Source organism: Xenophilus sp. Marseille-Q4582 (genome assembly GCF_916700565.1).
Lineage (GTDB): Bacteria > Pseudomonadota > Gammaproteobacteria > Burkholderiales > Burkholderiaceae_C > Xenophilus.
This window is the reverse complement of record NZ_CAKAKO010000004.1, coordinates 35,631-57,043: the sequence shown is the minus strand read 5'-3', so window position 1 is coordinate 57,043 and position 21,413 is coordinate 35,631. Positions and strand designations below refer to the sequence as shown.

Annotated in this window: 21 protein-coding genes; 10 read left to right on the top strand and 11 right to left on the bottom strand. The window is 63.5% G+C overall.

All coding sequences use genetic code 11. From position 1 onward, the window contains the following. The 3 genes from LG388_RS15580 to LG388_RS15570 all read left to right on the top strand — a co-directional run bounded on the left by LG388_RS15580 (position 1) and on the right by LG388_RS15570 (position 2,271). Positions 1–939, top strand: coding sequence for a PhoH family protein (locus LG388_RS15580; protein WP_225783663.1), 939 nt, complete (start codon positions 1–3; stop codon positions 937–939). A 10-nt stretch (positions 940–949) separates the two neighbouring features. Then, complete coding sequence (gene ybeY / locus LG388_RS15575; protein WP_225783662.1) at positions 950–1,405, top strand: rRNA maturation RNase YbeY; 456 nt, start codon at positions 950–952, stop codon at positions 1,403–1,405. 110 nt (positions 1,406–1,515) lie between these two features. Further along, positions 1,516–2,271 carry a sulfite exporter TauE/SafE family protein gene (locus LG388_RS15570; protein ID WP_225783661.1) on the top strand — a complete coding sequence of 252 codons (756 nt, stop codon included), beginning with the start codon at positions 1,516–1,518 and terminating at the stop codon, positions 2,269–2,271. 74 nt (positions 2,272–2,345) lie between these two features. On the opposite strand, the gene dtd is transcribed toward LG388_RS15570, so the two are convergent. Further along, a complete protein-coding gene (gene dtd, locus LG388_RS15565; RefSeq protein WP_225783660.1) occupies positions 2,346–2,786 on the bottom strand; it encodes a D-aminoacyl-tRNA deacylase in 441 nt (146 codons plus the stop codon). 300 nt (positions 2,787–3,086) lie between these two features. Between dtd and LG388_RS15560 the strand changes: the two genes are divergently transcribed. From LG388_RS15560 to LG388_RS15530, 7 genes are all read left to right on the top strand, one after another. Continuing rightward, positions 3,087–3,470: a FecR domain-containing protein gene (locus LG388_RS15560; protein ID WP_225783659.1), complete on the top strand. Its 384-nt coding sequence runs from the start codon at positions 3,087–3,089 to the stop codon at positions 3,468–3,470. Between the two features lie 17 nt (positions 3,471–3,487). Further along, entirely contained in the window at positions 3,488–4,105 is a 618-nt protein-coding gene (locus LG388_RS15555; protein ID WP_225783658.1) for an OmpA family protein, read from the top strand. A gap of 108 nt (positions 4,106–4,213) precedes the next feature. After that, positions 4,214–4,810 (top strand): Uma2 family endonuclease, encoded by a 597-nt coding sequence (locus LG388_RS15550; RefSeq protein ID WP_225783657.1) that lies wholly within the window; start codon positions 4,214–4,216, stop codon positions 4,808–4,810. A 208-nt stretch (positions 4,811–5,018) separates the two neighbouring features. After that, on the top strand, positions 5,019–6,326 hold the full coding sequence (locus LG388_RS15545) for a nucleotide sugar dehydrogenase (RefSeq protein ID WP_225783656.1): 1,308 nt from the start codon (positions 5,019–5,021) through the stop codon (positions 6,324–6,326). A gap of 144 nt (positions 6,327–6,470) precedes the next feature. After that, positions 6,471–7,766 carry a glycosyltransferase family 4 protein gene (locus LG388_RS15540; protein WP_225783655.1) on the top strand — a complete coding sequence of 432 codons (1,296 nt, stop codon included), beginning with the start codon at positions 6,471–6,473 and terminating at the stop codon, positions 7,764–7,766. Positions 7,767–7,795: 29 nt separating this feature from the next. Next, entirely contained in the window at positions 7,796–8,863 is a 1,068-nt protein-coding gene (locus tag LG388_RS15535) for a glycosyltransferase (RefSeq protein ID WP_225783654.1), read from the top strand. Further along, a complete protein-coding gene (locus LG388_RS15530; RefSeq protein WP_225783653.1) occupies positions 8,860–10,110 on the top strand; it encodes a lipopolysaccharide biosynthesis protein in 1,251 nt (416 codons plus the stop codon). The genes LG388_RS15535 and LG388_RS15530 overlap by 4 nt, the downstream gene beginning before the upstream one ends. Positions 10,111–10,126: 16 nt before the next feature. Here the strand turns inward: LG388_RS15530 and LG388_RS15525 are convergent, their stop codons facing one another. From LG388_RS15525 to LG388_RS15475, 10 genes are all read right to left on the bottom strand, one after another. After that, positions 10,127–10,843 (bottom strand): class I SAM-dependent methyltransferase, encoded by a 717-nt coding sequence (locus tag LG388_RS15525; RefSeq protein WP_225783652.1) that lies wholly within the window; start codon positions 10,841–10,843, stop codon positions 10,127–10,129. A 3-nt stretch (positions 10,844–10,846) separates the two neighbouring features. Then, on the bottom strand, positions 10,847–11,806 hold the full coding sequence (locus LG388_RS15520; RefSeq protein ID WP_225783651.1) for an ATP-grasp domain-containing protein: 960 nt from the start codon (positions 11,804–11,806) through the stop codon (positions 10,847–10,849). Beyond that, on the bottom strand, positions 11,803–12,984 hold the full coding sequence (locus tag LG388_RS15515) for a DegT/DnrJ/EryC1/StrS aminotransferase family protein (RefSeq protein ID WP_225783650.1): 1,182 nt from the start codon (positions 12,982–12,984) through the stop codon (positions 11,803–11,805). Before LG388_RS15515 ends, LG388_RS15520 begins: the two co-directional genes overlap by 4 nt. Next, entirely contained in the window at positions 12,981–13,841 is an 861-nt protein-coding gene (locus LG388_RS15510; protein ID WP_225783649.1) for a glycosyltransferase family 2 protein, read from the bottom strand. The genes LG388_RS15515 and LG388_RS15510 overlap by 4 nt, the downstream gene beginning before the upstream one ends. Continuing rightward, complete coding sequence (locus LG388_RS15505) at positions 13,838–15,832, bottom strand: hypothetical protein (RefSeq protein WP_225783648.1); 1,995 nt, start codon at positions 15,830–15,832, stop codon at positions 13,838–13,840. The genes LG388_RS15510 and LG388_RS15505 overlap by 4 nt, the downstream gene beginning before the upstream one ends. A 76-nt stretch (positions 15,833–15,908) precedes the next feature. Then, positions 15,909–16,352, bottom strand: a complete 444-nt coding sequence (locus LG388_RS15500) for a pilin (RefSeq protein ID WP_304956852.1) — start codon at positions 16,350–16,352, stop codon at positions 15,909–15,911. Between the two features lie 291 nt (positions 16,353–16,643). Beyond that, positions 16,644–17,462 carry an MBL fold metallo-hydrolase gene (locus tag LG388_RS15490; protein ID WP_225783647.1) on the bottom strand — a complete coding sequence of 273 codons (819 nt, stop codon included), beginning with the start codon at positions 17,460–17,462 and terminating at the stop codon, positions 16,644–16,646. A 56-nt stretch (positions 17,463–17,518) separates the two neighbouring features. Continuing rightward, entirely contained in the window at positions 17,519–19,786 is a 2,268-nt protein-coding gene (locus LG388_RS15485; protein WP_225783646.1) for a CHASE2 domain-containing protein, read from the bottom strand. Positions 19,787–19,876: 90 nt separating this feature from the next. Further along, positions 19,877–20,527: an FHA domain-containing protein gene (locus LG388_RS15480; protein WP_225783645.1), complete on the bottom strand. Its 651-nt coding sequence runs from the start codon at positions 20,525–20,527 to the stop codon at positions 19,877–19,879. A 49-nt stretch (positions 20,528–20,576) separates the two neighbouring features. Then, positions 20,577–21,380 carry a Stp1/IreP family PP2C-type Ser/Thr phosphatase gene (locus LG388_RS15475; protein WP_225784395.1) on the bottom strand — a complete coding sequence of 268 codons (804 nt, stop codon included), beginning with the start codon at positions 21,378–21,380 and terminating at the stop codon, positions 20,577–20,579. Positions 21,381–21,413 lie beyond the last annotated feature (33 nt).

Here is a 21,413-nt window from a genome sequence, read left to right as displayed (position 1 = left end):
GTGATTCTCCGCCACAGCTTCACCCCCCCGAACAACACCCGCCTGGCGCACCTGTGCGGCCCCATGGACGCGCACCTGCGCCGCATCGAGGAGGCGCTGGAGGTGAAGATCGCCCACCGCAACGAAGTCTTCAAGGTCGACGGGCCCAAGGCCCGGGCCACGCGCGCGATGGAAACGCTGCAGGCGCTCTACGAGATGGCGCAGCGACCGCTGGACGCGGCCATGGTGCAGCTCACGCTGGCGGGCGACAGCATGCTGGCCGAAGACGCCGACGGCGCCCTGGTGCTGAGCACGCGCCGCAACGACCTGCGCGCACGCACGCCCAACCAGAGCGTGTACCTGCAGAACATCGCCGACCACGACATCACCTTCGGCATCGGCCCCGCCGGCACCGGCAAGACCTACCTGGCCGTGGCCTGCGCCGTCGACGCGCTGGAGCGCTCGGCCGTGCAGCGCATCGTGCTCACGCGTCCGGCCGTGGAGGCCGGCGAGCGCCTGGGTTTCCTGCCCGGCGACCTGACGCAGAAGGTGGACCCGTACCTGCGACCGCTGTACGACGCGCTCTACGACCTGATGGGTTTCGAGAAGGTGAACAAGGCCTTCGAGCGCAACGCACTGGAGATCGCGCCGCTGGCCTTCATGCGCGGGCGCACGCTGAACAACGCCTTCGTCATCCTCGACGAGGCGCAGAACACCACGCCCGAACAGATGAAGATGTTCCTCACGCGCATCGGCTTTGGCAGCAAGTGCGTGGTGACGGGCGACGTGAGCCAGATCGACCTGCCCAAGACGCAGACCAGCGGCCTGATCGACGCCGAACGCGTGCTGCGCCGCGTGGCCGGCCTGGCCTTCACGCACTTCAACAGCGGCGACGTGGTGCGCCACCCCTTGGTGGCGCGCATCGTCGACGCCTATGACAAGACCGGCAAGCGGACTTGACGGAACCGCCATGCCGCTGCCCGACCTGACCCTTTCGCTGCAATTCGCCCGCTTCGACGACGCCGCGCGCCACCGCGACGCACTGCCGCGCCACCGCGTGGCGCGCTGCATCCGCCATGCACTGGAGCGGCCGGCCGAGATCACGGTGCGCATCGTCGACGCCGAGGAAGGCCAGCAGCTCAACCGCGAGTTCCGCGGCAAGGACTACGCCACCAACGTGCTGACCTTCGACTACGCGCAGTCGCCGCTGGTGATGGCCGACTTGGTGCTGTGCGCCCCGGTGATCGCGCGCGAGGCCCGGGAAGCGCGCCGCAGCCTGGCCGACCATTACGCCCACCTGCTGGTGCACGGCACCCTGCACGCGCAGGGCTGGGACCATGAAACCGGCGAGGAAGACGCCGAGGCCATGGAAGCGCGCGAAATCGAGATCCTGGCCGGCCTGGGCGTGCGCAACCCCTACCGCTGAAGGCCGGGCGGGCGCGCGGCGGCCCTGCCGCGCCGCCCTTTCTTCCTCTTTCACTGTTCTGCATCACGCGAGCCGGCCCAGACCGGCCGCCCTTTCCGGAGGCCTTTCCCATGTTCGATACCGCCGTGCTGCTGGCCGCAGCCTTCGTCGCGGGCGCGCTCAACGCCGTGGCCGGCGGCGGCAGCTTCCTGACCCTGCCCGCGCTGGTGCTGACCGGCGTGCCGCCCGTGATGGCCAACGCCACGGGCACCGTCGCGCTGCTGCCCGGCTACCTGGCCGGCGCCTGGGGCTTTCGGGAAGACTGGCAGCCGCCGCCCGGCCTGACGCTGCAGCGCATGCTGCTGCTGTCGCTGATCGGCGGTGCGGCGGGCGCGGCCCTGCTGCTGATGACCTCCGACGCGGCCTTCCGCCGCATCGTGCCCTGGCTGCTGCTGGCGGCGACCGCCCTGTTCGCGCTGGGCCCGCGCCTGCGCGCCTGGACGGCGCCGGCCTCGGGCGAGCATGCCCCGCCGTCCGCGCTCAAGGCCACGCTGGGCGTGCTGGCCGTGGCCGCCTACGGCGGTTACTTCAACGGCGGGCTGGGCATCCTGCTGCTGGCGCTGTTCGGCCTGCTGGGGCAGACGCAGCTGCACGCCATGAACGGCATGAAGAACCTGGTGTCGGCCGTGCTCACGGCCATCGCGGTGCTGATCTACGCCGTGGGCGGGCTGGTGCTGTGGCCGCAGGCGCTGCTGATGATGGTCGCGGCCACGCTGGGCGGCTACGGCGGCGCGCGCGTGGCGCGGCGCATTCCCGCGCCCTGGCTGCGCGCGGGCATCGTCGCCACGGGGTTGGTGATGGCCGCGGTGTTTTTCTGGCGGCAGTAGGCAGCAGGCGGGGCGTGAGGCCATTCCGCCGCCATGCCCGTGGTACTGCGCGCCGGCCGCGCGCGGTCTTGCATTCAGCGCATCTCGATCGGAATGGTGACCGGCCCGTCGTTGACCAGGTGCACCTGCATGTCGGCGCCAAAGACGCCCGTCTGCACCTGCGGGTGCTGCGCCCGCGCCTGCGCCACGAAGGCGTCGTACAGGCGCCGGCCCAGATCCGGCGGCGCGGCGGCCGTGAAGCTGGGCCGGTTGCCGCCGCGCACATCGGCAGCCAGCGTGAACTGGCTCACCAGCAGCAGGCCGCCGCCCACGTCCTGCACGCTGCGGTTCATCTTGCCGGCCTCGTCGCTGAAGATGCGCAGTTTGAGGATCTTCGCCAGCAGGCGCTCGCCCACCGCCTCGCTGTCCTCGGGCTCGGCACACACCAGCACCAGCAATCCGGCCCCGATCTGGCCGACCACCTGACCCTCCACCACCACGCGCGCCTCGCGCACCCGCTGCAACAGCGCCTTCATTCAGATCCCCATTTCGTGAAAGCCGCCCGCATCTGGCGGCAATGGCGCGGCATTATGGGCAACACGATTTCAGACGGCCGCTTAACATTCGTTTCTCCCCACCACCTTTCTGGAGGCTCGATCCCTATGCGACGCTTGCCACGCCCCCGCACATCCACCCTGGGCGGCTTTCGGGTCTGCGCACTCAGCGCTGCTCTGGTCGCGCCCCTCTCCTTGTGGGCCCAGTCCTCTGTGGGCCCGATCGTGCCCGCTGCCCCTTCCGCGGCGGCTCCGTCCCCCACAGGCGCCCCGTCAGCCGCCATGCAGGCGGGCGTTCTGAAGTCGGTGCAAGGCGAAGTGCGCCTGCTGCGCGCCGATGGCCGCACGGAGATCGCCCAACCGGGCGACGGCGTGAGCCAGGTGGACCGCATCCAGACCGGCGCCCACAGCGGCGCCAGCCTGCGCCTGCGCGACGGCACCGTGCTGGTCGTCGGGCCGCAGTCGCAACTCGATCTGAAGCAGTACCAGTTCAACGCCACCACGCACGACGGCAACATCCTGCTGTCTCTGCTGCAGGGCTCCATGCGCATGGTCAGCGGCCTGATCGCCAAGAAGCAGCCCGAAGCTGTGCGCATTGACACTCAGACCGCCACCATCGGCATCCGCGGCACTGACTTCATCGTCAGCACGGACGCGCATCCATGAGGAGGAGAAAGGACGCCTTGCTCTTGCCATTCCGCTCCACTTCCCGCCTTTTGGCCGCCGCAGCGCTGACCGCGTTGTTGGCGGCCTGCTCCACCCCTGCCACCCGCGTGGTGCTGCTGCCGCAAGAAGACGGCAGCGCCTCTGCCGTCGTGGTGCGCAATGCGCAAGGGGAACAGCTGCTGTCGCAACCCTATCAACGGGCCACGGTGTCTCGCGGCAGCAACGCCGCGCCCACGCTGGAGCAGGCCGACCCCGGCCAGGTGCGGCAGGAGAACGCCACGCTTTTCTCCCTGATGCCGCCGCCCATCCAGCACTACACGCTGTACTTCAACGTGGGCAACACGGCCCTGACCCCGGAATCCCAGCAGTTGCTGCCCCAGTTGCTGAGCGCCGCCACCGCCCGCATCGGGGGGGACATCGTGGTCATCGGCCACACCGACACCCAGGGCGCCGGCCCGCGCAACGACCAACTGTCTTTGCGCCGCGCGCAGGAAGTGCGGCAAATGCTGGTGCAGCAGGGCTTTCCGCCGCAGCGCATCGAGGCGGCCGGGCGTGGCGAGCGCGATCTGGCCGTGCCGACGGCGGACGAGGTGGATGAGCCGAGGAATCGGCGCGTGACGGTCGAAGTGCGTTGACAGGCAGAGGTGGCCGAAAAGTCGATCTCACGGGCCTTACGGCCTTTGCACTGGACGGCTATCGCCAGCGCCACAATCGGGGCCTCACAAGGTAACTCAGGACTGGCGATGAACCTGCCTCAAAGACAGCCCCGTTTCGACGAGCAAGCCTATCTGGACTGGGAAGCCCAGCAGGCCGAAAAACACGAGTACCTGGACGGCGAAGTGTTCGCCATGGCGGGCGCCTCGGACGCTCATGTCACCGTGGCCGGCAACCTTTTCATGGCACTGCGCACCCATCTGCGGGGCGGCCCTTGCAGCGTGTTCATTTCCGACATGAAACTGCACGTGCAGGCCGACAACGCGTTCTTCTATCCCGACGTGTTCGTCACCTGCGCCGAATCCGACCGTGCGCAAAGCCTGGCCAAGAGCGCCCCCACGCTGGTGGCCGAAGTGCTATCGCCCACCACCAGCGCCTATGACCGGGGCGCCAAATTCGCCGCCTACCGAAAGCTGCCCAGCCTGCGCGAATACCTGCTCATCGACCCCGAGCGGCTGAGCGTGGACCTGTTCCGCCGCGACGCCCAAGACCGTTGGGTTCTCTACCCCTTTGAAGCGGGCGCTCGAATCGAATTTGCCAGCATCAGCCTCATCCTGCCGATCGAAGCGCTGTATGAGGACGTGCAATTGAATGAAGCACCGGCCTCACGCGCTGAGCACCCATAGTTGCCGACCCACGGGTCAGTTCTTGAGTTCCGCGCGCGCCTCCGCTCGAGCGGTCAACCGGCTGACGGTGGACACCGACTTCCCCAATTCCTGCGCGATCGCCGTCGCGGGCCTCGTTGCAGATTGAGTTGTTTGCACGCAGCAAATGGCATCGCGTCCCCGCTTACAGACGGTCACGATTACGGGAGACACGCTTACCATGCATGCCATGGACACACTTCGCATCCTGCGCGAGCGCATCACCGAGAAAACCTGCGTGGTCGGCGTCTATGGCCTTGGCTATGTCGGGCTCCCTTTGGCACTTCGCTTCAACGAAGTCGGGATTCGCGTTCTGGGCTTCGACATAGATACCACCAAAGTCCGGACGCTCAACGCGGGTGGCAGTTACATCGAACGTATTTCGCCAGAGCGAATCAGCCGAGCAGCGGCCCAAGGTTTTGAAGCCACGCACGACTTCAGCCGGACCGCAGAAGTAGATGCCCTCATCATCTGCGTTCCGACGCCGCTCGATCGGCATCGCGAACCTGACCTGAGCTTCATCGTAGACACGATTGAGGCAGCTCTGCCGCACATGCGCGAGGAGCAGTTGGTGAGCCTGGAAAGTACCACCTGGCCGGGCACCACAGAGGAAATACTGGCTCCTCGCCTGCGCGCGCGCGGGCTCGAACCCGGCCTGAACTGCGCGCTGGTATTCAGCCCCGAGCGAGAAGACCCCGGGAATCCGCGCTACGGCACCAAGGACATTCCCAAGGTCATTGGCGGCACTACGCCCAGTTGCTTGCAACTGGGCCAGGCTCTGTACGCGCATGCCATCGACCGCATGGTGCCCGTCAGTTCCACCCGCGCTGCGGAAATGACCAAGCTGCTGGAGAACATTCATCGCAGCGTCAACATCGGTCTGGTCAACGAAATGAAGATCGTGGCCGACAAGATGGGCATCAACATCCACGAAGTGATCGACGCGGCGGCCACCAAACCCTTCGGTTTCGTGCCCTACAAGCCAGGCCCCGGATTGGGTGGGCATTGCATTCCGATCGACCCGTTCTACCTGACCTGGAAGGCCCGCGAGTACGGCGTCAACACCCGCTTCATCGAACTGGCTGGTGAAATCAACCACTACATGCCGCATTGGGTCGTCGGCAAGGTGGCAGACGCACTGAACGAGCGCGGCAAGGCCATCAAGGGCAGCCGCATCCTGGTGCTGGGACTGGCCTACAAAAAGAACATCGACGACACACGCGAATCACCCGCCGTCGAAATCATGGACCTGCTGCAGGCCAAGGGAGCCCTCATTGATTACAGCGACCCGCATGTGCCCGTCTTCCCGCGCAAGCGGGACTATCACTTCGACCTGCAATCGGTGCAGCTCACAACGGACACCATCGCAGGCTATGACTGCTTGGTGCTGGCAACGGATCACGATGGGTTTGACTACCCGCTGCTGCAACACAACGCGCAGTTGATCGTCGATACGCGGGGGCGCTGGAAGTCCAGTCCCAACGTCGTATGCGCCTAGAAAAGCCCCGCATGGCCAGAACTCAGTCATGACTGGCCGGGCAACGCGCTCTACCCGCTCAGAGACCCAGAATCCAATGCCACGCTCTTTGCCGGTTTTGGCCTCGCTTCCAGCGGCGGACGCGGTGGCACGAAAAGGCTGCCCATGAAGGCTCATCCCCGGATCCTGCACCTCACCCGCAACCTGCCACCTCTGGTCGGAGGCATGGAGCGGCTCAACTGGCACATGGCTGCTGAACTGGCCAAGCAAGCCGATGTGCGAGTCATCGGACCTCGCGGTGCAGCCGTGCTCAAGCCCGCCTCGGTCACGCTGGCCGAAGCCCCGCTTAAGCCCCTGTTCCTCTTCCTAATCATTGCGTTCTTCAAGACATTGTGGACTGCGCTGCGCTGGCGGCCAGATGTCATCCTGGCCGGCAGCGGCCTTACGGCTCCTTTGGTTTGGCTCGCCGGCAAGGCCAGTGGTGCTAGGTCGGCCGCGTATCTGCACGGCCTGGACATCACGGTCAATCACGGTCTCTACCGCCGCGTATGGCACCCAGTCTTGAAGAGACTTGATTGCGTCATCGTTAACAGCACTCCCACACAGGACTTGGCCCTGGCTGCCGGTGTCAGCTCAAACCGCGTGAACATCGTCCATCCTGGCGTCAGCCTGCCCGCCACCCCTCAATCCGCCGAGCGCATTGAAGCGTTCAAGGCCCAGCACGGGCTGCATGGCAAGAAGATCTTGCTCTCCGTGGGACGTCTGACGACCCGCAAGGGATTGCGCGAGTTCGTGCAGCGCGCGCTGCCAACCATTGTGCAGGCCGAGCCCGATACAGTGCTGGTCGTAGTCGGCGAAGCTCCTCGGAACTCCCTCGGCGCCGGCCTCCAGACCGTGGAAAGCATCCAGGCCCAAGCTGAGCAATCTGGCGTCGCTGGCCATCTGCGCTTCCTGGGCGTCATCACCGATGCGCAGGTTCTGGCCACCGTCTACGAGGCGGCCGACGTGCATGTCTTCCCCGTGCGCCACATCCCGGACGACCCGGAAGGCTTCGGCATGGTCGCCATCGAGGCCGCGGCCCATGGCTTGCCCACCGTGGCGTTTGCGACGGGCGGCGTCGTCGACGCCGTCCGGGAAGGTCAGTCCGGCCGGCTTGTGCGCCCAGGCGACTATGCGGGCCTGGCTCAGGCGGCCCTTGAGGTGCTGGGCGATGGCTTGGAAATATGGCAGGCGTCCAGCCGCATCTTCGCCGCGCAGTTTGCATGGCCCGCGCAAGGCCGCAAGTTGGCGCGTGCCCTGCAATGCCCCGAGCCAGGAGCTGAGCATGTCGCCGTCAACCCTGATCCGTACGTCCGATGCGCTTCTGATCCCGCTACGGCCGATCATCCCCACAGTGGTGTTCCGACTGGAGCGGAGCGCATGAGCCCGAGCGAGGCTACTGCCCGATTTCCTGCCGCATAAGCCAACACGTCTTCACCGCGGAATCCGGCATGAACCAGATCGAGGATAACAATCTCAATCATCAAAATCAGGCGCGCGAAGTGAGCGACACACTAGCGCTGGTGCAGGAACCGCGCGTTACCGTGTTGATGATTACCTATAATCACGCCAACTATTTGTCTGAAGCTATCGAAGGCGTCGTCAATCAGCAATGTGATTTTTCCTTTGAGCTGATCATTGGCGAAGATGCTTCTACCGATACCACCCTTCAAATTTCGCTTGAATACCAGAAGCGCTATCCCAGGATCATTCGCGTGATTCATTCGCCGAACAACGTGGGAATGAACGCCAATTCACTGCGGATTTTTAATAAGGCGCGCGGTGAGTATATAGCCTATTGTGAAGGTGACGATTACTGGTGTACACCGTATAAGTTGGCGCGCCAAGTTGCGCTGATGGAAAGCAACCGGAAAATTGGCATCGTTCACAGCGACTGGACCCGATGCCACCTGCGCAATGGAGCGTGGGAATACAGTTTAACGAAATCTGTGCATGCAAGGGTTTCCGAGAAATATCTGAGTGGTAACATCTTTGCCACGTGGCACTATCCCAAAATATTGCGCACCTGCACCATCCTTCTGCGTAGAGAGACCGTGGCCGAATGGTACGCATCGGGGCTGATGGACGCCAAGTACCATTTTGGTGACAGTGTACTGTCCGCCTGGATTACCGCACGCAGCCAAGTCGGCTATGTTCCGGAAGTGACTGCCGTCTACCGCGTCAGCCCCAATTCCGCCTTGCGCTCCGGAGCCCGAGCAAGAGTCGCTTTCTATAAATCCGCACTCGAATTCGATACTGCGGCCCGCGCATTCTTCGCTGTGGGCGCCGATTATCCGCTAGGCTACCGCTGGGACTCAGCTGCCGGATTGCTCCTATGGGCGTTGCGTTCGTGTGATTTACCTGCAATCAGAATTGCGCTTGCCGACTTCAAGCGGCACTTCACCCTGATCAACTTCATTGCCACGGGCTATAAAACCATTGTCATGCGGCTACCCACATTGAAACGCCGGCGTCGGCAAATGCCCCACCAAGCGACAAAGGCTGGACAATCGCAATGAACAATGCATGGCGCACGCTGGTGAACTATAGGCCAGGGCGGCTGGGCCAGAACACATTGCTCGGTGCCACTGGATTGGGCATACGCGCCATCATCCAAGCCGCTTACCTGCTGATCGTTTCACGATGGCTTGGCGCTGAAGGCTACGGCCTGTTTGCCGGATCAGTGGCTTTGGCCGCGTTGGCCACGCCTCTGGGCAATTGGGGCAGCGCCTTGCTGCTGACCCAGCACATTGGGCAAGACCGCAGCCGTTCACGTGCCATGTGGACTACAGCATTAGTGCAAACCGGCATCGTCGGCAGCGCATTGGTGATTGTGACGCTGCTCATATCGGTCTCGCTATTGTCGCAGCAACTGGCTCTGGGTCCGCTCCTTCTTCTGGCGGTGTCCGAACTCCTGCTGCTGCCCGCCTCTCATGCCGCTAGCAGCCAGTGTTATGCATTGGAACACGGCGGCGCATCAGCTCTGTCCGTCTGCCTCGTTCCAATGGGTCGCACCTTGGCCGTGCTCAGCGCGATGGCCAGTGGCCTTAGCGCCACACCGGAACATGCTGCATGGGCCCATTTCGGAGGCACCATACTGGGCTTTGCCGCGGCGATCGCCTTGGTGGCCCGAATTGATGGCCCGCCCGCTTGGCGTGCATATCTGCCCCTGCGCGATTCCATTCGACAGGGCGCGCCCTACGCCATCAGCAACGCTGCTGGAACCAGTTATCAAGAAGTAGACAAGATTCTGATGCTGCAACTGCTGGGGGCCGCAGTAGTCGGACCTTACTCCGTCGCATTTCGCGTCGCCAGCCTCTTCGTTCTGCCAGTTTCCGCGCTCATCAGCGCAACGCTGCCTCGACTGATAGCCGAGTGCGCCACCGGCAGTCAGCAGCGCACCTATCGCGCTGTGCTGCTGTCGGCCTTGAGTTATGGTTGCTTAGCTGGCCTAGCCATGTTGGTTGTCAGTCCATTCGTCCCACGCCTGTTTGGCCCCGACTACGAAGACGCCGCGCAATACCTCCTGGTGCTGGCGCCTTGGCCCATGCTTTTTGCGCTGCGCCAGTGCTTGGCTGCAAAACTGACTGCCGCGCATCGACAGTATGCACGCTCTATGGTCGAAGTCGCGGGTTTGCTTCTGACCGTATTGCTCAATCTGATTCTTTTGTGCCGCTGGGGAGCCAATTCCTCGGCATTGGCTCTATTGGTGACGGAGGCGGTGACATCATTGATTCTTCTGGCGATCAAAAATCGTCGGGAATAATCATGGATTCACCCGATTATCGAACTGTCCCGATGCACATCAACCGCTCGCTGCTTTCCAAATATGACAATCCACTTTCGTCAAAACAGGCACGCAAGGTCCTCGGATCGGTGATTCCACTCTTGATCAGAAAGTCCTCATGATGTTTCTTGCCCTTGCCGACGGGAACGATCATGACATCGCGGCACACCTGCCGCAATAAATCAAAAATCTCATCCATTTCAAAGAAACGAATATCATAGAGAGGATCACTCACCTTCAGCCGGTCAAAGTATTCAAGGAACTGTTTGTTGTGGGCATTGTGAACTGTCGCAATTAACTTATGCCGTGTGACGCGGGCCTGCTCAGCCGCAAGCGTTTGGATCTGCGAGTCTTCAAATAGAACCCAAAACCCGTTGTGATAGCTCACATCAAATGCTTTGTCATCGAACGACATTTCGAAGGCACTCATTTGATGGATCGCCTTCGAAAACTCTGGAAACTGCTTCCGTGCCAGACGGACCGATTCCGGCGAGAAGTCCATACCTTCGCAGTCGATTCCCCGTCTACGCAATTCCGCCATATCGCGAAAACTTCCTGCCCCTAGCTCCAGTACATGGTTCTCTTCGGCATCCAGCATGGCGTGAATGTAATAGGCATGGCGAAGATCCTGCTGATAGTGCGAAAAAATATCTGCCCACTTGTGGTCCCAGTCCTTGCTACTCGATGAGGGCTCAAGATTTCGAAGCTGCATTATTCAATTTTGCAATGAGTATTCAAGAAAGCCGCGCGTGTAGACTGCGTCCGGCGGGGCAAGGCACGGCGCCAAGTTTTCGCCTACAAAACAGCGCAGGTGATTGGCCACCATGTCATAGCCCGCCATAATGCTGAAAGCCACGCCAGCAGAGAATCGCGGATTTATATCCATCAACAACGGCACGCCATTCACGATCAAAAATTCCACATTCACACAGCCACGCATGTCAAGGGTGTCCGCCACTTCCTGCGCCAAGGCGTCGCATGGGTGTCCAGGCTGCATGCGAACAGTCATTCCCGCGCCATTTGCCGTTCGCAGCAATTCTTGCCGCGTCATGGCTGCCGCCGCCTTACCCTCAGGGTGGCGCACCACGTCCACCACCATGACATCACCGACATGGCAAGGCTGCACAACATAGTCCTGCCCGACCAGCCGCGCGCCCCAGAATTGCAACGCACCTGCATCGGGGATATGCACCTGCCCCTCGCTGCTCCTGCCGCGACGTGGTTTGGCGATCAATGGCCAAGAAAACGCCCTGCGTTCGGCTTCGTGGAGATCTGCGGTTGCAATTGGTCGTATACGCGGATGATCGGCAAAGCGCCGATATATCGACAATTTGTCTCGCGCCACCTGCACGGCTGGTTCGGGGGGAATGCAAAGCACAATGCCAGCTACAGCGAAAGCCTCACGGTGAGCAGACAGAACATCGACTTCCGGGTCTGTCAAAGCAATGAGATGGCTGACTCGCTCGCGCTCGCAAATCAGCAGCAGACGGGCCACATAAGCTGCTGCATCCTTCGCGGAAGGTACTTGATAAAAGCAGCGAACCAAGCGCGAGGCTGGCGTCCACGACGCAGGATGCAGGTTGCAGCCGACAACCTCCACACCAGGCAGGCGAGCCAAGCGGCTAATGACGGCCTCAGCCGACATGGATCCGATGGCCGTCACCAGGCATTTCATGGCAAGACGGCATGGCGAATGACATCGCCAACGGTCTGAATCTGTTCAGACGTCATGCATGCACCTGCCGGCAAGACCATCACTCGCTCCGCCAGTTGAGTCGTCTGCGGCAGCACCAGTCCTGCGTGTGGAAACAGATCGCGATAAGGCTGCATTCGGTGGCTACCCGGCCAGAAATACTTACGGGCAAGAATGTTCTCGGCATGCAACGCAGCAATGATGTCGTCGCGGCGGGCCGGGCAATCTTCGTCGACCTCCGCCACCACGTAGTGGTGACTGTTGCGTTCAACCGAGCCGTAGTCAAGCAAAGAGATGCCGGGAATGCCCGCCAGCACGTGTCTGTAGATGGTATGGGTCCGCTTGTTCGCGGCGACGATGGCATCGAATTCATCCAGATTCGCCAGCCCCATTGCCGCACATACCTCGATCATCTTGCCATTGGTGCCTGGGTGAATGACATTGTCATAGCCCTCGAATCCGAAATTGCGCATCAAGCGCATGGCTTCCGCCAACTCATCATCATCGGTAGTGACGGCGCCGCCTTCCATCGTATTGAACGCTTTGGTGGCATGAAAGCTGAATACCTCGCATGCACCAAAGCTCCCTATGCTCCTGCCGCCATAGCTGCTGCCGAACGCATGGGCCGCGTCGAACATCAATTTCAACCGATGCTCATCGGCGATCTCTTGTAGTTCATCGACTGGCGCTGCGCGGCCCCACAGATGAACGCCGATGATGCCGCTGGTGCGTGGGGTGATCATGCGCCTCACCGCAAGCGGATCAAGGTTGTGCGTGTTTGGATCAATATCCGCGAACACGGGCGTGATGCCTTGCCAGTGCAGCGCGTGCGCGGTGGCCACAAAGGTCCACGACGGTACGATGACCTCGCCTGTCAGCCCAAGTGCGCGAATAGCAATCTCCAATGCAATCGTGCCGTTGCACATTGCCACGCAGTGCTTGACGCCCAGGATGCCGGCGATCCGTTTCTCGAACTCCTGGACCAGCGGACCGTTGTTGGTCAGCCATTGATCGTCCAGAAGTCGGTTGACGCTTGCCAGAAAAGCGTCACGATTACCGATGTTGGGGCGCCCCACATGCAGAGGCTGCGCAAAAGCAGGTTGCGCACCATTGGTGGCCAGATCCGCAACGCTCCGAATTCGCTTGGCGCTCACATTCATTCCCCCCGATACATCAATGCCGTGATCTGCTCCGAAATTAGCCCCATCAGGAACACTATTACGCTGCCGGTATAGAGCAGCACGCTCATGTTGGTGAATCGGCCCTGGCTCCACCATGTCCAGCCGTACCATCCCGTCGCAATCAAAAACATAGCTACGGCAACGGGCACAAATATCTTCAGTGGCGAAAACAGCGTGCCGATCTTGAAGATGATGAGGAAGAACCGCGCGCCGTCGCGCAGCAGACGGATATGGCTCTTGCCGATGCGTTTGGCCGCATGGATGGGCACGTAAGCCACCGAATGCCCGGCGCGGAAGAACGCCATCGTGCTGGTAGTAGGGTATGAAAAGCCGTTGGGCAGCAGATAAAGGAATTCGCGGAACCGGTCTGCGCGCACGGCCCTGAAGCCGGAAGTGAGATCTTCCACCGTCTGCCCCACCATCCATGAGGCAAGGCGGTTGTAGAAGCCATTGGCCAATCCGCGATGGAAACTGGCTTGCCCCGTCTTGCTGCGAGCACCCACGGCCATGTCATAGCCCTGTTCGATGCGCTCCAGCAATTCCAAGGCCTCCTGGGGCTGGTGCTGGCCATCGGCATCCATGAACACGAGCACCTTTCCCTTCGCTGCACGCGCTCCGGTTTTGATGGCAGCCCCATTGCCCTTCGAATAGGGATGCGACACCACTGTCGCGCCCGCGTCTCGCGCAGCCTCGGCAGTCGCGTCAGTGGAACCGTCGTCCACCACGATGATTTCCGAACCGGGAAACTGCGCGCGGATGCCGCCCACAGTCTGCCCCACGGCAGCTTCTTCATTCTTGGCCGGCAGCACAAACGATATCTCGTCCGGTAAAATCATTTGGCACCCTCCTTTTCGGTTTCTTCAACTTTCATGGAGGCATGATCCAATTGCCGCCGGACATCCAGCATCGCATTGCGCAGGCTGCCCAATTGCTCTGTCCAAGCCTCTCGAACCATCTTGTTCGGCGCCTTGGCCAAAGCCATGTTCACCCACTCCAATGCCCGCTCCAACTCGCCATGCGAAAACAAGCTCAACGCGACGGCTTGGGCAACAGACAATGACGGGAAATCAAGGAAGGCGCGCTGGGCATAGGCCGCATACTGCGGCACATCCCCCTCCTCCATCTGCGTCAATGCCATCTCGTAATTCAGGTGATGGCGGACCGCCGGATTCCAGCGGATAGAAGCGTTGTCGAGCATGCGGCCCAGCAAGCCGATGTAGTCTAGCCGGCTAATGCCCGGGCACTCACCTTTTCTTATTGCATTGCCCATTGCGGCAATTCCGGTGGGAATGCCTCCCGGTCTCTTCGTCAAAGGAATCATCGCCTGGATGGCTGCAAACCTTGTCTGCAGTTCGTGTGCGTCGGCCGAGGAACAGTGCTTTGGAAAGAACTGGATCGCCACGTCAATGGCGTTGTTGGCCCTAGCGAATTCATCGCTGATTCTCAGCGCGGCTTCTCTGAATCCGAGACGGAGGTAGTCGTTGGCGAGGGCCTGCGTTGCGCGCGTGGACCCCGGGTTGTGAATGACCCACATTTCATTGGCCAGCATCGGTTGCCCCCAGAGGGATGTGATCTGTTGCAAAGCAAAGATCTGCACAGCCAGCAGAGCGCCAGACACGAGCAAAACCAACTTTCGTTTCTGCGCAAGAGCCCACAATGCCCCTCCGGCCGAAACGAGAAAGAAACACGGTCCCAGCGCTGCCAGGTAGTTGCGATGCTCGAAATACAGTTCGAGCGGGATCACGGTGGATTCGATCTGGTGGCAGGCGAAGAACCAGACGATGGCGAGGAGCAGGAATTTGCCCAATCGCCGAATCGTGGCGTCATAGCCGCGGCGCAGTAATGCCAGCCCCGCACCGAGCAAAGCGAGCCAGGCGATCAGCGCGGCATAGGGTTGCCACATGGTCCACCCATACACCGCGTGGCCGTCGTGATACGGCCCCAACAGTGCCGCGCGGGGCAGCAGGATTTGCCGCATGTATTCCCACGAGATCACGGCTTGCGTCGCCACATGCTCCGCCATGCTGTAGCCGCGATAGTGGATGAAGCGGCCCTGGATGCCATCCCACACGGTGACCAACTGATAGGCCAGTGCCGCAGGCACCAGGAGCAGGGCCGCGAAGATCCACAGGCGCCACACGCGCTGCACGATGGACTTGCTAGGGGATCGATCAAAGAAGAACAGTTCAATCAGCGCGACCAGGGCAGCCGTGACCGCCCCGTTCTCCTTGCCCAGCACGCTCAACAGTGTGCCGGTGCCCACGCACAGACTGAGCCAGAAAATGCCGGCAATCGGAGGCGTGCCGGCATATCTCGCGCGCAGCGCCACATAGGCATACAGCGTGAACAGGGTGAAGAAGGCTGATACCTGCGTCATGCGCTGCACGGGCATCAGGATGCTGCTGGCATGGATGGGAAGCAGCATCCACAGCGCGGCCGTTGCGGCAGCAAGCCAGACGTTCATGCTCGCCTGGCCAGGCACTCGCGCGAAAAGGCGCCGCGCGATCAAGAAGACCAGTACCCCATTGAGGCTGTGCAGTAACAGATTCAAGCGCGAAGCGCCCCAGGGATTGCCTGTCCAGTCACCGTAGTTCGCAACGAAAGTCAGCAAGGACAGCGGGCGTCCAGACGGGCCCGCCACGCCGCCAAAGACAAAATCCACCAGGCCGGCATGAGTGCTGACGCCCGCAAGCGTACGCAGGTTGATGAGGTCATCGAACTGCCAAGTCATGGCGCGCGCTTGCGTGTAGAGAAGCCACACCAGAGCGCCACAGGTGCCCACCACCATCAACCCCGCGGAGATCTGGAAATTCGATCGTGTTTGCAAGCACTTACCCATCAAAATGGCACAAGCAAAAAAAAGCCCGATTGCTCGGGCTTTTGGTTCAAGCCAGCTTAACCGATTAACGGAAAGCCGACGGGCGCCACTTGTCAGCGAACGAGCAAGTCCCAGCCCAAGTGACGCTTCCACCAGCGTCTGCCGGAGTAATTTGGCAGGTGCCACCAGCAATCTTGCTGTTAGCCTTCTTGCCGTACGTTGCCGTAATCACGCCGTTGTTACCCACGGCCACCTGCGTTACATAAGAGCCGGTGATCGAACCAGCAGCCGAAATGCCGGCCGATGCATTGGTGGCGGGGAAACGGCCGCGCTCAGACCAGAAGTCCATCACGCCATTCTTGGCGCCAGCCATCAGGGTCTGACCTTCCGAAACTTGAGTGCGGATCGTGTAGTCCTGATAGGCCGGCAGCGCGATGGCCGCCAGAATACCGATGATCGCCACCACGATCATCAGTTCGATCAGGGTGAAGCCCTTTTGCACATTGCGTGCGATGGAACGACGGTTCATTTGAGTTACTCCAGGTTTGGATGAAAGCCCGGGAACCTCCCCGGCGCGCTTCCTCCTTGCAGTCGCCGTGCCAGGCCCGCGGACGCGGCTTTCTTAGCCAATTAGTTCACGCACAAGTTACAACGAGTGACAAGACGTGTGCTGGGATGGCAGTTTGTCACTGACATTTTTGTCAGCCTGCCGCGCTTTGTCGGCGGTTGAGCGAGTGGGCGGAAGGCACGACGGAAGAGGCCTCGTCATCCGACGGCGGCTTGCAGGGCCGACCAGAACGGGCGCCGCGCCAGGGCGCACCTACACCCGCAGGATTTCGTCCGTCTGCAGCCACCGGATGTCCGGCTCGGGCGCGCCGCCCGCGTCGAAGGCGAACTCGTGGTTCGAGGCCAGCATGTCGATCTGGCTCATGATCTCTTCGGTCTCGGCGGGCTTGGTGTGGGTGATGTAGATGGGATAGTGCTGGTGGGGCGGGATGTGCGTGAGTTCGGACGCCAGGGTGGCCGGCGACAGGTGCAGGCTGCGCTCGGCCAGCAGGCGCTCCCGGTCGCTGAAGGCGGTTTCGATCACGAGCGCGCCGACGTCGAGGGTGTTGACGCGGTGCCAGAAGGCGGCGTTGCGCTCGGTGTCGCCGCTGAAGACCCAATGGCGGCCGCCGGCCGCCCGGCGGATGGCGAAGCCGCAGGCCGGCACGGTGTGCACGGCGGGCAGCACTTCCACATGCTTGACGTTCTGGCTGCCCAGTTCCAGGCACTGCCCGATCGCAAAGGGACGGAAGTGCATGAAAGGCGCCGCCGCCGTCGGGATGCGCTCGAAGTCGGGCCAGATGACGTCGTTGAAGATGTGCTGGCGCAGGGCGGCAATCGTTTCCGGCAGCGCGTGCACCCGCAGGGGGCCGGCGCGGCGGCCGGCCACGGCGTCCAGCATCAGCGGCAGGTTGGCGACGTGGTCCATGTGCGAATGGGTGAGCACCACGTCGTCGATGGCGCTCATTTCGTCGAGGGTTAGGTCGCCCACGCCGGTGCCGGCGTCGACCAGCAGATCGCTGTCGACCAGAAAGGAGGTGGTGCGACAGCCTCTGGCGATCGCCCCCGAGCATCCCAGCACCCGCACCTGCATCAAGGCTCCTCTTTCCGAATCTGAGTGTGTGATGTCGCAGCAAGAACGCGAGCGACTTATTTGGTCTGGAACTCTTCGGTGCCGTCCCATTCGGGGCCCGGCGGTTGAGCGAGGAGCAAGGCTAAGCGTTGCTCGTACAAGCGGTAAAGGACTTTTTTGTCGGCTTTGGCCGTCAGGATTTGCAAGGTGCTCTGGACTTCTGGCCATTGCCGTGCCATGTAGGCGTCGCGCAGCTGTTGCCATTGGTCCAGTTCGGCGATCAAGTCGGCGCCGGCTTCGGCCCGCAGGCCGCGCGGCGTGTGGACGCGCACGGCCTGTTGCCGGCCCTTGACCCGCACCTGGTCGAGCTCCTGCCACAAGTAAGCGGTTGCCTTCTCGCGCGTGCCCGGGCCCGCGACGATGCTGACCCCGTAGCGTTCGCCCAGGCCTTCCAGCCGCGCGGCCAGGTTCACGGCGTCGCCGATCACGGTGTAGCTCCTGCGCAGGGTGGATCCCATGTCGCCCACGTGCATTACGCCGGTGTTCAGGCCGATGCCCAGTTGCACGGGCGGCAGGCCGTCGCGCAGGTGCTCGCGGTTGATGGCGGCGATCTCGGCCACCAGGTCGTGGGCGGCCCGCACGGCCAGGTCGGCATGGTCGGGCGCGTCCAGCGGGGCGCCCCAGAAGGCCATGACGCAGTCGCCCATGTATTTGTCGACCGTGCCCCGGTGGCGGCTGATGACGGCCGTGAGGCGGCTGAACAGGCTGTTGAGCAAGGGCTGCAGCTGGGCCGGCGTCATGCCTTCCGACAGCCGCGTGAAGCCGCGCATGTCGCAGAACATGACCGTCAGTTCCTTGCTTTCGGCGCGCATGGTGTAGCGGGCCGGATCGCGCAGCATTTCGCCCACCAGCTGCGGCGGCACGTAGGAGCCGAACAGCCGCGCCAGCTGGCGGCGCATGCGCGCCTCCACGAAGTAGCCCCAGGCCAGGTTCAGCGCCACGGCCAGTCCCACGCCCAGCAGAAGGGCCGCCAAGGGCAGGACGAGGCCTTCGCGCAGGTAGGCCACCTGGGCCCCTGCGGCCACGGCCGCGGTGCCCAGCAAGGTCGCGCTCATCGCTGCGGAGGCAGGCAGCCCCGCCAGCGCCAGGGCGAGCCCGCCGATCAGCACGAGCGATGCGAGCACCGCAAAGCGCTGGGCATAGGGCGGCTGGTGCACGAAGCGGCCGTCCAGCAGCGCCGAGAGCACAGTGGCGTGGATCTCGACGCCCGGAAAAGTGGCGTTGACCGGCGTGGCCCGCAAGTCGCGCAGGCCGGCGGCGCTGGTGCCCACCAGCACGGCCTTGCCGGCCAGTTCCCCTTCGGCCAGGCGCCCTTCCAGCACCTGCGCCGCCGGCACATAGCGGTAGATGCCGCCCTGCGGGCCGCCATCGCCGCGATAGGGCACCAGCATCTGGCCGGACGGATCGACCGGGACCGTCCGCAGGCCGGCCGGGGACTGGAGCAGCAGCGACTGAAGCTGCGGCGGCCCTTCGTCCGCGGGCGACGTGACGGCCACGGGCGGCTGCGCCTGGAGCCAGCGCCTGTAGACGGCCAGGCCCAGGGATTCGTAGTAGCCGGCGCCGGCCGCGCTGGAGGCGCCCGGCTCATAGCGCGCGAGCATCGGCACGGCACGGACCACCCCGTCGGCGCGCGGGTCGAGCACCACGTTGAGGAAGCCGGCCGGCGCCACTTCCGCCAGTTCCGACAGGCTGGCGCCGTAGTGGTTCCAGCGCGGCAGGTGGTCGGCCCCCTCGGGCAGCGCACCGTCGGGCAGCACGGCGGGCGGCAGCGTGCCCTGCCCGCCGGCTTGCGCCGCCTGGGAGAAGTAGAAGCCCAGCACCGCGGGCTGCGAGCGAAGCGCGTCGGTCAAGCGCCGGTCGTGGTCGACCTGGCGGGCCAGGCGGTCCAGCTCGGCGGCCAGCGCAGGCTCGCTGGCCCAGGCTCCCTGCCGCAGCGCCTGCAGGACGGTGTGGCCCGAATTCCGTTCGTTCTCGACGAACATGATGTCGAAGCCCAGGACCCCCACGCGCTGGCGCTGGGTCAGCTCGCGCGTGAGTTGCGCCAGGCGCTCGCGGGACCACGGCCACTGGCCATATTGCTGCAGGCTGGCGTCATCGATGTCGACGATGACGATGCGCGGATCGGCCACCTGGGATTGAGACGCGCGCAGGCGGGCGTCGTAGATGAAGGCGTCGAGCGCGTCGACCACCGGCATGCGCATCCACCCGCCGGCATGCGCCAGCGCCAGCAGCAGGGGAATCAGGGTGAGAAGGATGCGGGGCGCGTGGCGCCGGCGCCATTTCATGGCTGACGGCCGGCCGCGCCAGAGCGCGTTTCAGCCGCCGACGACCGAGGCGCGCGCGCAGGCCAGAGGCGGGCCACGGCGGTGCGCGCCTCAGCCCTGCACGTACTGCATGCGCGAGCCGCCCAGTTCGAGCAAGTCGCCATCCTGCAGGGCCACGGCCGCGGCGCCAACGGCTTCGCCGTTGAGCAGCGTGCCGCCCTCCACCTGCGCCACCACGTAGCCCTGCAGCCTGCGCGTGACCGCCGCCACGGCCACGCCGGGCTTGCCGATCGTCGTGACCACCTTGTGCAAGGTGAACTCCTGCCCCGCGCCCGCGCCGCTGAGCACGCGGATGACGGCCGGGCCCGTCCCGCCGAGCGGCACGGGCGCAGTGTTGCCGGCCGCCAGCGGCACCGGCGAGGAAATGAGGGGCGAAGCGCCCACGCGCACGGGCGTGGCCGCCGCGGACGCATCGCTGCTCACCAGGTAGCGGATCTTGTACTTGCCGACTTCGATGACGTCGTTGTGGGCCAGCAACTGGCGCCTCACGGCCCGCGCGTTGACATAGGTGCCGTTGGTGCTGTTGAGGTCTTCCAGGTACACGTCGCCGTCGATCAAGTGCAGCGCGGCGTGCTCCCCGCTCACGGTGAGGTTGTCGATCACGATGTCGTTGTAGGGGCGCCGGCCCAGCGTGGTCCGTTCCTTGGCCAGCAGAACTTCCTTGAGGACGACCCCATCGATGGCAACCACCAGTTTCGGCATGGCCGAACTCCTCTGCGCGACTTTCTGTATTGACGCCGGCGCCCCGCGCTCAATGGCCCTGCTGCGATGAGCGGCCACCGGCCACGGCGGCTTGCGCCAACAACACCGAGATGTTGTCTTTGCCGCCATTGTCGTTCGCCGCTGCAACCAAAAGTGTTGCCTTCTGAGCCAAAGACACATTCCGTGACAAAATTGTGCCCATATCGGGCTCGGCCAGCATCTCGCTGAGCCCGTCGGAGCACAGCAGAAACAAATCGCCGGCCTGGGCGCCGTGCTCGCCCACCTCGACTTCCACCTGCCGCTCGATGCCCAGCGCGCGTGTCACCAGGTTGCGGTAGGGAAACAGCGCCGCCTGTTCCTGGGTGAGGGCGCCGGCATCCAGCCGCTCCTGCAGCAGCGAGTGGTCGCGCGTCAGCAGTTCCAGGTCATGGCCGCGCCAGCGGTAACAGCGCGAATCGCCGATGTGCCCCACGACGGCCCGGTCGGCCCCGAAGGCCGCCAGCACCAGGGTGGTGCCCATGCCCCGCAACTGGGGGTTGGCCGCGCCGGCCTCGAAGATGGCGCGGTTGGTCTCGTCCACACTCTTTTGCATGGCGCGGCGCATGGCCCGGGGCGGCGCCGAAGCGCCCGCATGCGCCAGCCAGCGGCCGAACCCGGCCTGCAGCAGCGCGATAGCCATGCCGCTGGCCACTTCGCCGCCGTTGTAGCCGCCCATGCCGTCGGCCAGCACCGCCAGCCCCAGGGCGGGGTCGAAGGCGATCGCGTCCTCGTTGTTGCGGCGCACGCGGCCCGCGTCGCTGAGCGCCGCGAATTCCCAGCGCGCGGTCACCGCAGGCGTGGCCTGCGGCGTCATGCGCGCAACGGGAGGCTGGGATTTCATGAGAGG

What these genes read in the sequence shown, in the direction of transcription:
- ybeY (WP_225783662.1), top strand. Translation starts at nt 950, where the DNA reads ATGCCGCTGCCCGACCTGACCCTTTCGCTGCAATTCGCCCGCTTCGAC.
- LG388_RS15570 (WP_225783661.1), top strand. Translation starts at nt 1,516, where the DNA reads ATGTTCGATACCGCCGTGCTGCTGGCCGCAGCCTTCGTCGCGGGCGCG.
- dtd (WP_225783660.1), bottom strand. Translation starts at nt 2,786, where the DNA reads ATGAAGGCGCTGTTGCAGCGGGTGCGCGAGGCGCGCGTGGTGGTGGAG.
- LG388_RS15560 (WP_225783659.1), top strand. Translation starts at nt 3,087, where the DNA reads ATGCAGGCGGGCGTTCTGAAGTCGGTGCAAGGCGAAGTGCGCCTGCTG.
- LG388_RS15550 (WP_225783657.1), top strand. Translation starts at nt 4,214, where the DNA reads ATGAACCTGCCTCAAAGACAGCCCCGTTTCGACGAGCAAGCCTATCTG.
- LG388_RS15545 (WP_225783656.1), top strand. Translation starts at nt 5,019, where the DNA reads ATGGACACACTTCGCATCCTGCGCGAGCGCATCACCGAGAAAACCTGC.
- LG388_RS15540 (WP_225783655.1), top strand. Translation starts at nt 6,471, where the DNA reads ATGAAGGCTCATCCCCGGATCCTGCACCTCACCCGCAACCTGCCACCT.
- LG388_RS15535 (WP_225783654.1), top strand. Translation starts at nt 7,796, where the DNA reads ATGAACCAGATCGAGGATAACAATCTCAATCATCAAAATCAGGCGCGC.
- LG388_RS15530 (WP_225783653.1), top strand. Translation starts at nt 8,860, where the DNA reads ATGAACAATGCATGGCGCACGCTGGTGAACTATAGGCCAGGGCGGCTG.
- LG388_RS15525 (WP_225783652.1), bottom strand. Translation starts at nt 10,843, where the DNA reads ATGCAGCTTCGAAATCTTGAGCCCTCATCGAGTAGCAAGGACTGGGAC.
- LG388_RS15520 (WP_225783651.1), bottom strand. Translation starts at nt 11,806, where the DNA reads ATGAAATGCCTGGTGACGGCCATCGGATCCATGTCGGCTGAGGCCGTC.
- LG388_RS15515 (WP_225783650.1), bottom strand. Translation starts at nt 12,984, where the DNA reads ATGAATGTGAGCGCCAAGCGAATTCGGAGCGTTGCGGATCTGGCCACC.
- LG388_RS15510 (WP_225783649.1), bottom strand. Translation starts at nt 13,841, where the DNA reads ATGATTTTACCGGACGAGATATCGTTTGTGCTGCCGGCCAAGAATGAA.
- LG388_RS15500 (WP_304956852.1), bottom strand. Translation starts at nt 16,352, where the DNA reads ATGAACCGTCGTTCCATCGCACGCAATGTGCAAAAGGGCTTCACCCTG.
- LG388_RS15490 (WP_225783647.1), bottom strand. Translation starts at nt 17,462, where the DNA reads ATGCAGGTGCGGGTGCTGGGATGCTCGGGGGCGATCGCCAGAGGCTGT.
- LG388_RS15485 (WP_225783646.1), bottom strand. Translation starts at nt 19,786, where the DNA reads ATGAAATGGCGCCGGCGCCACGCGCCCCGCATCCTTCTCACCCTGATT.
- LG388_RS15480 (WP_225783645.1), bottom strand. Translation starts at nt 20,527, where the DNA reads ATGCCGAAACTGGTGGTTGCCATCGATGGGGTCGTCCTCAAGGAAGTT.
- LG388_RS15475 (WP_225784395.1), bottom strand. Translation starts at nt 21,380, where the DNA reads ATGACGCCGCAGGCCACGCCTGCGGTGACCGCGCGCTGGGAATTCGCG.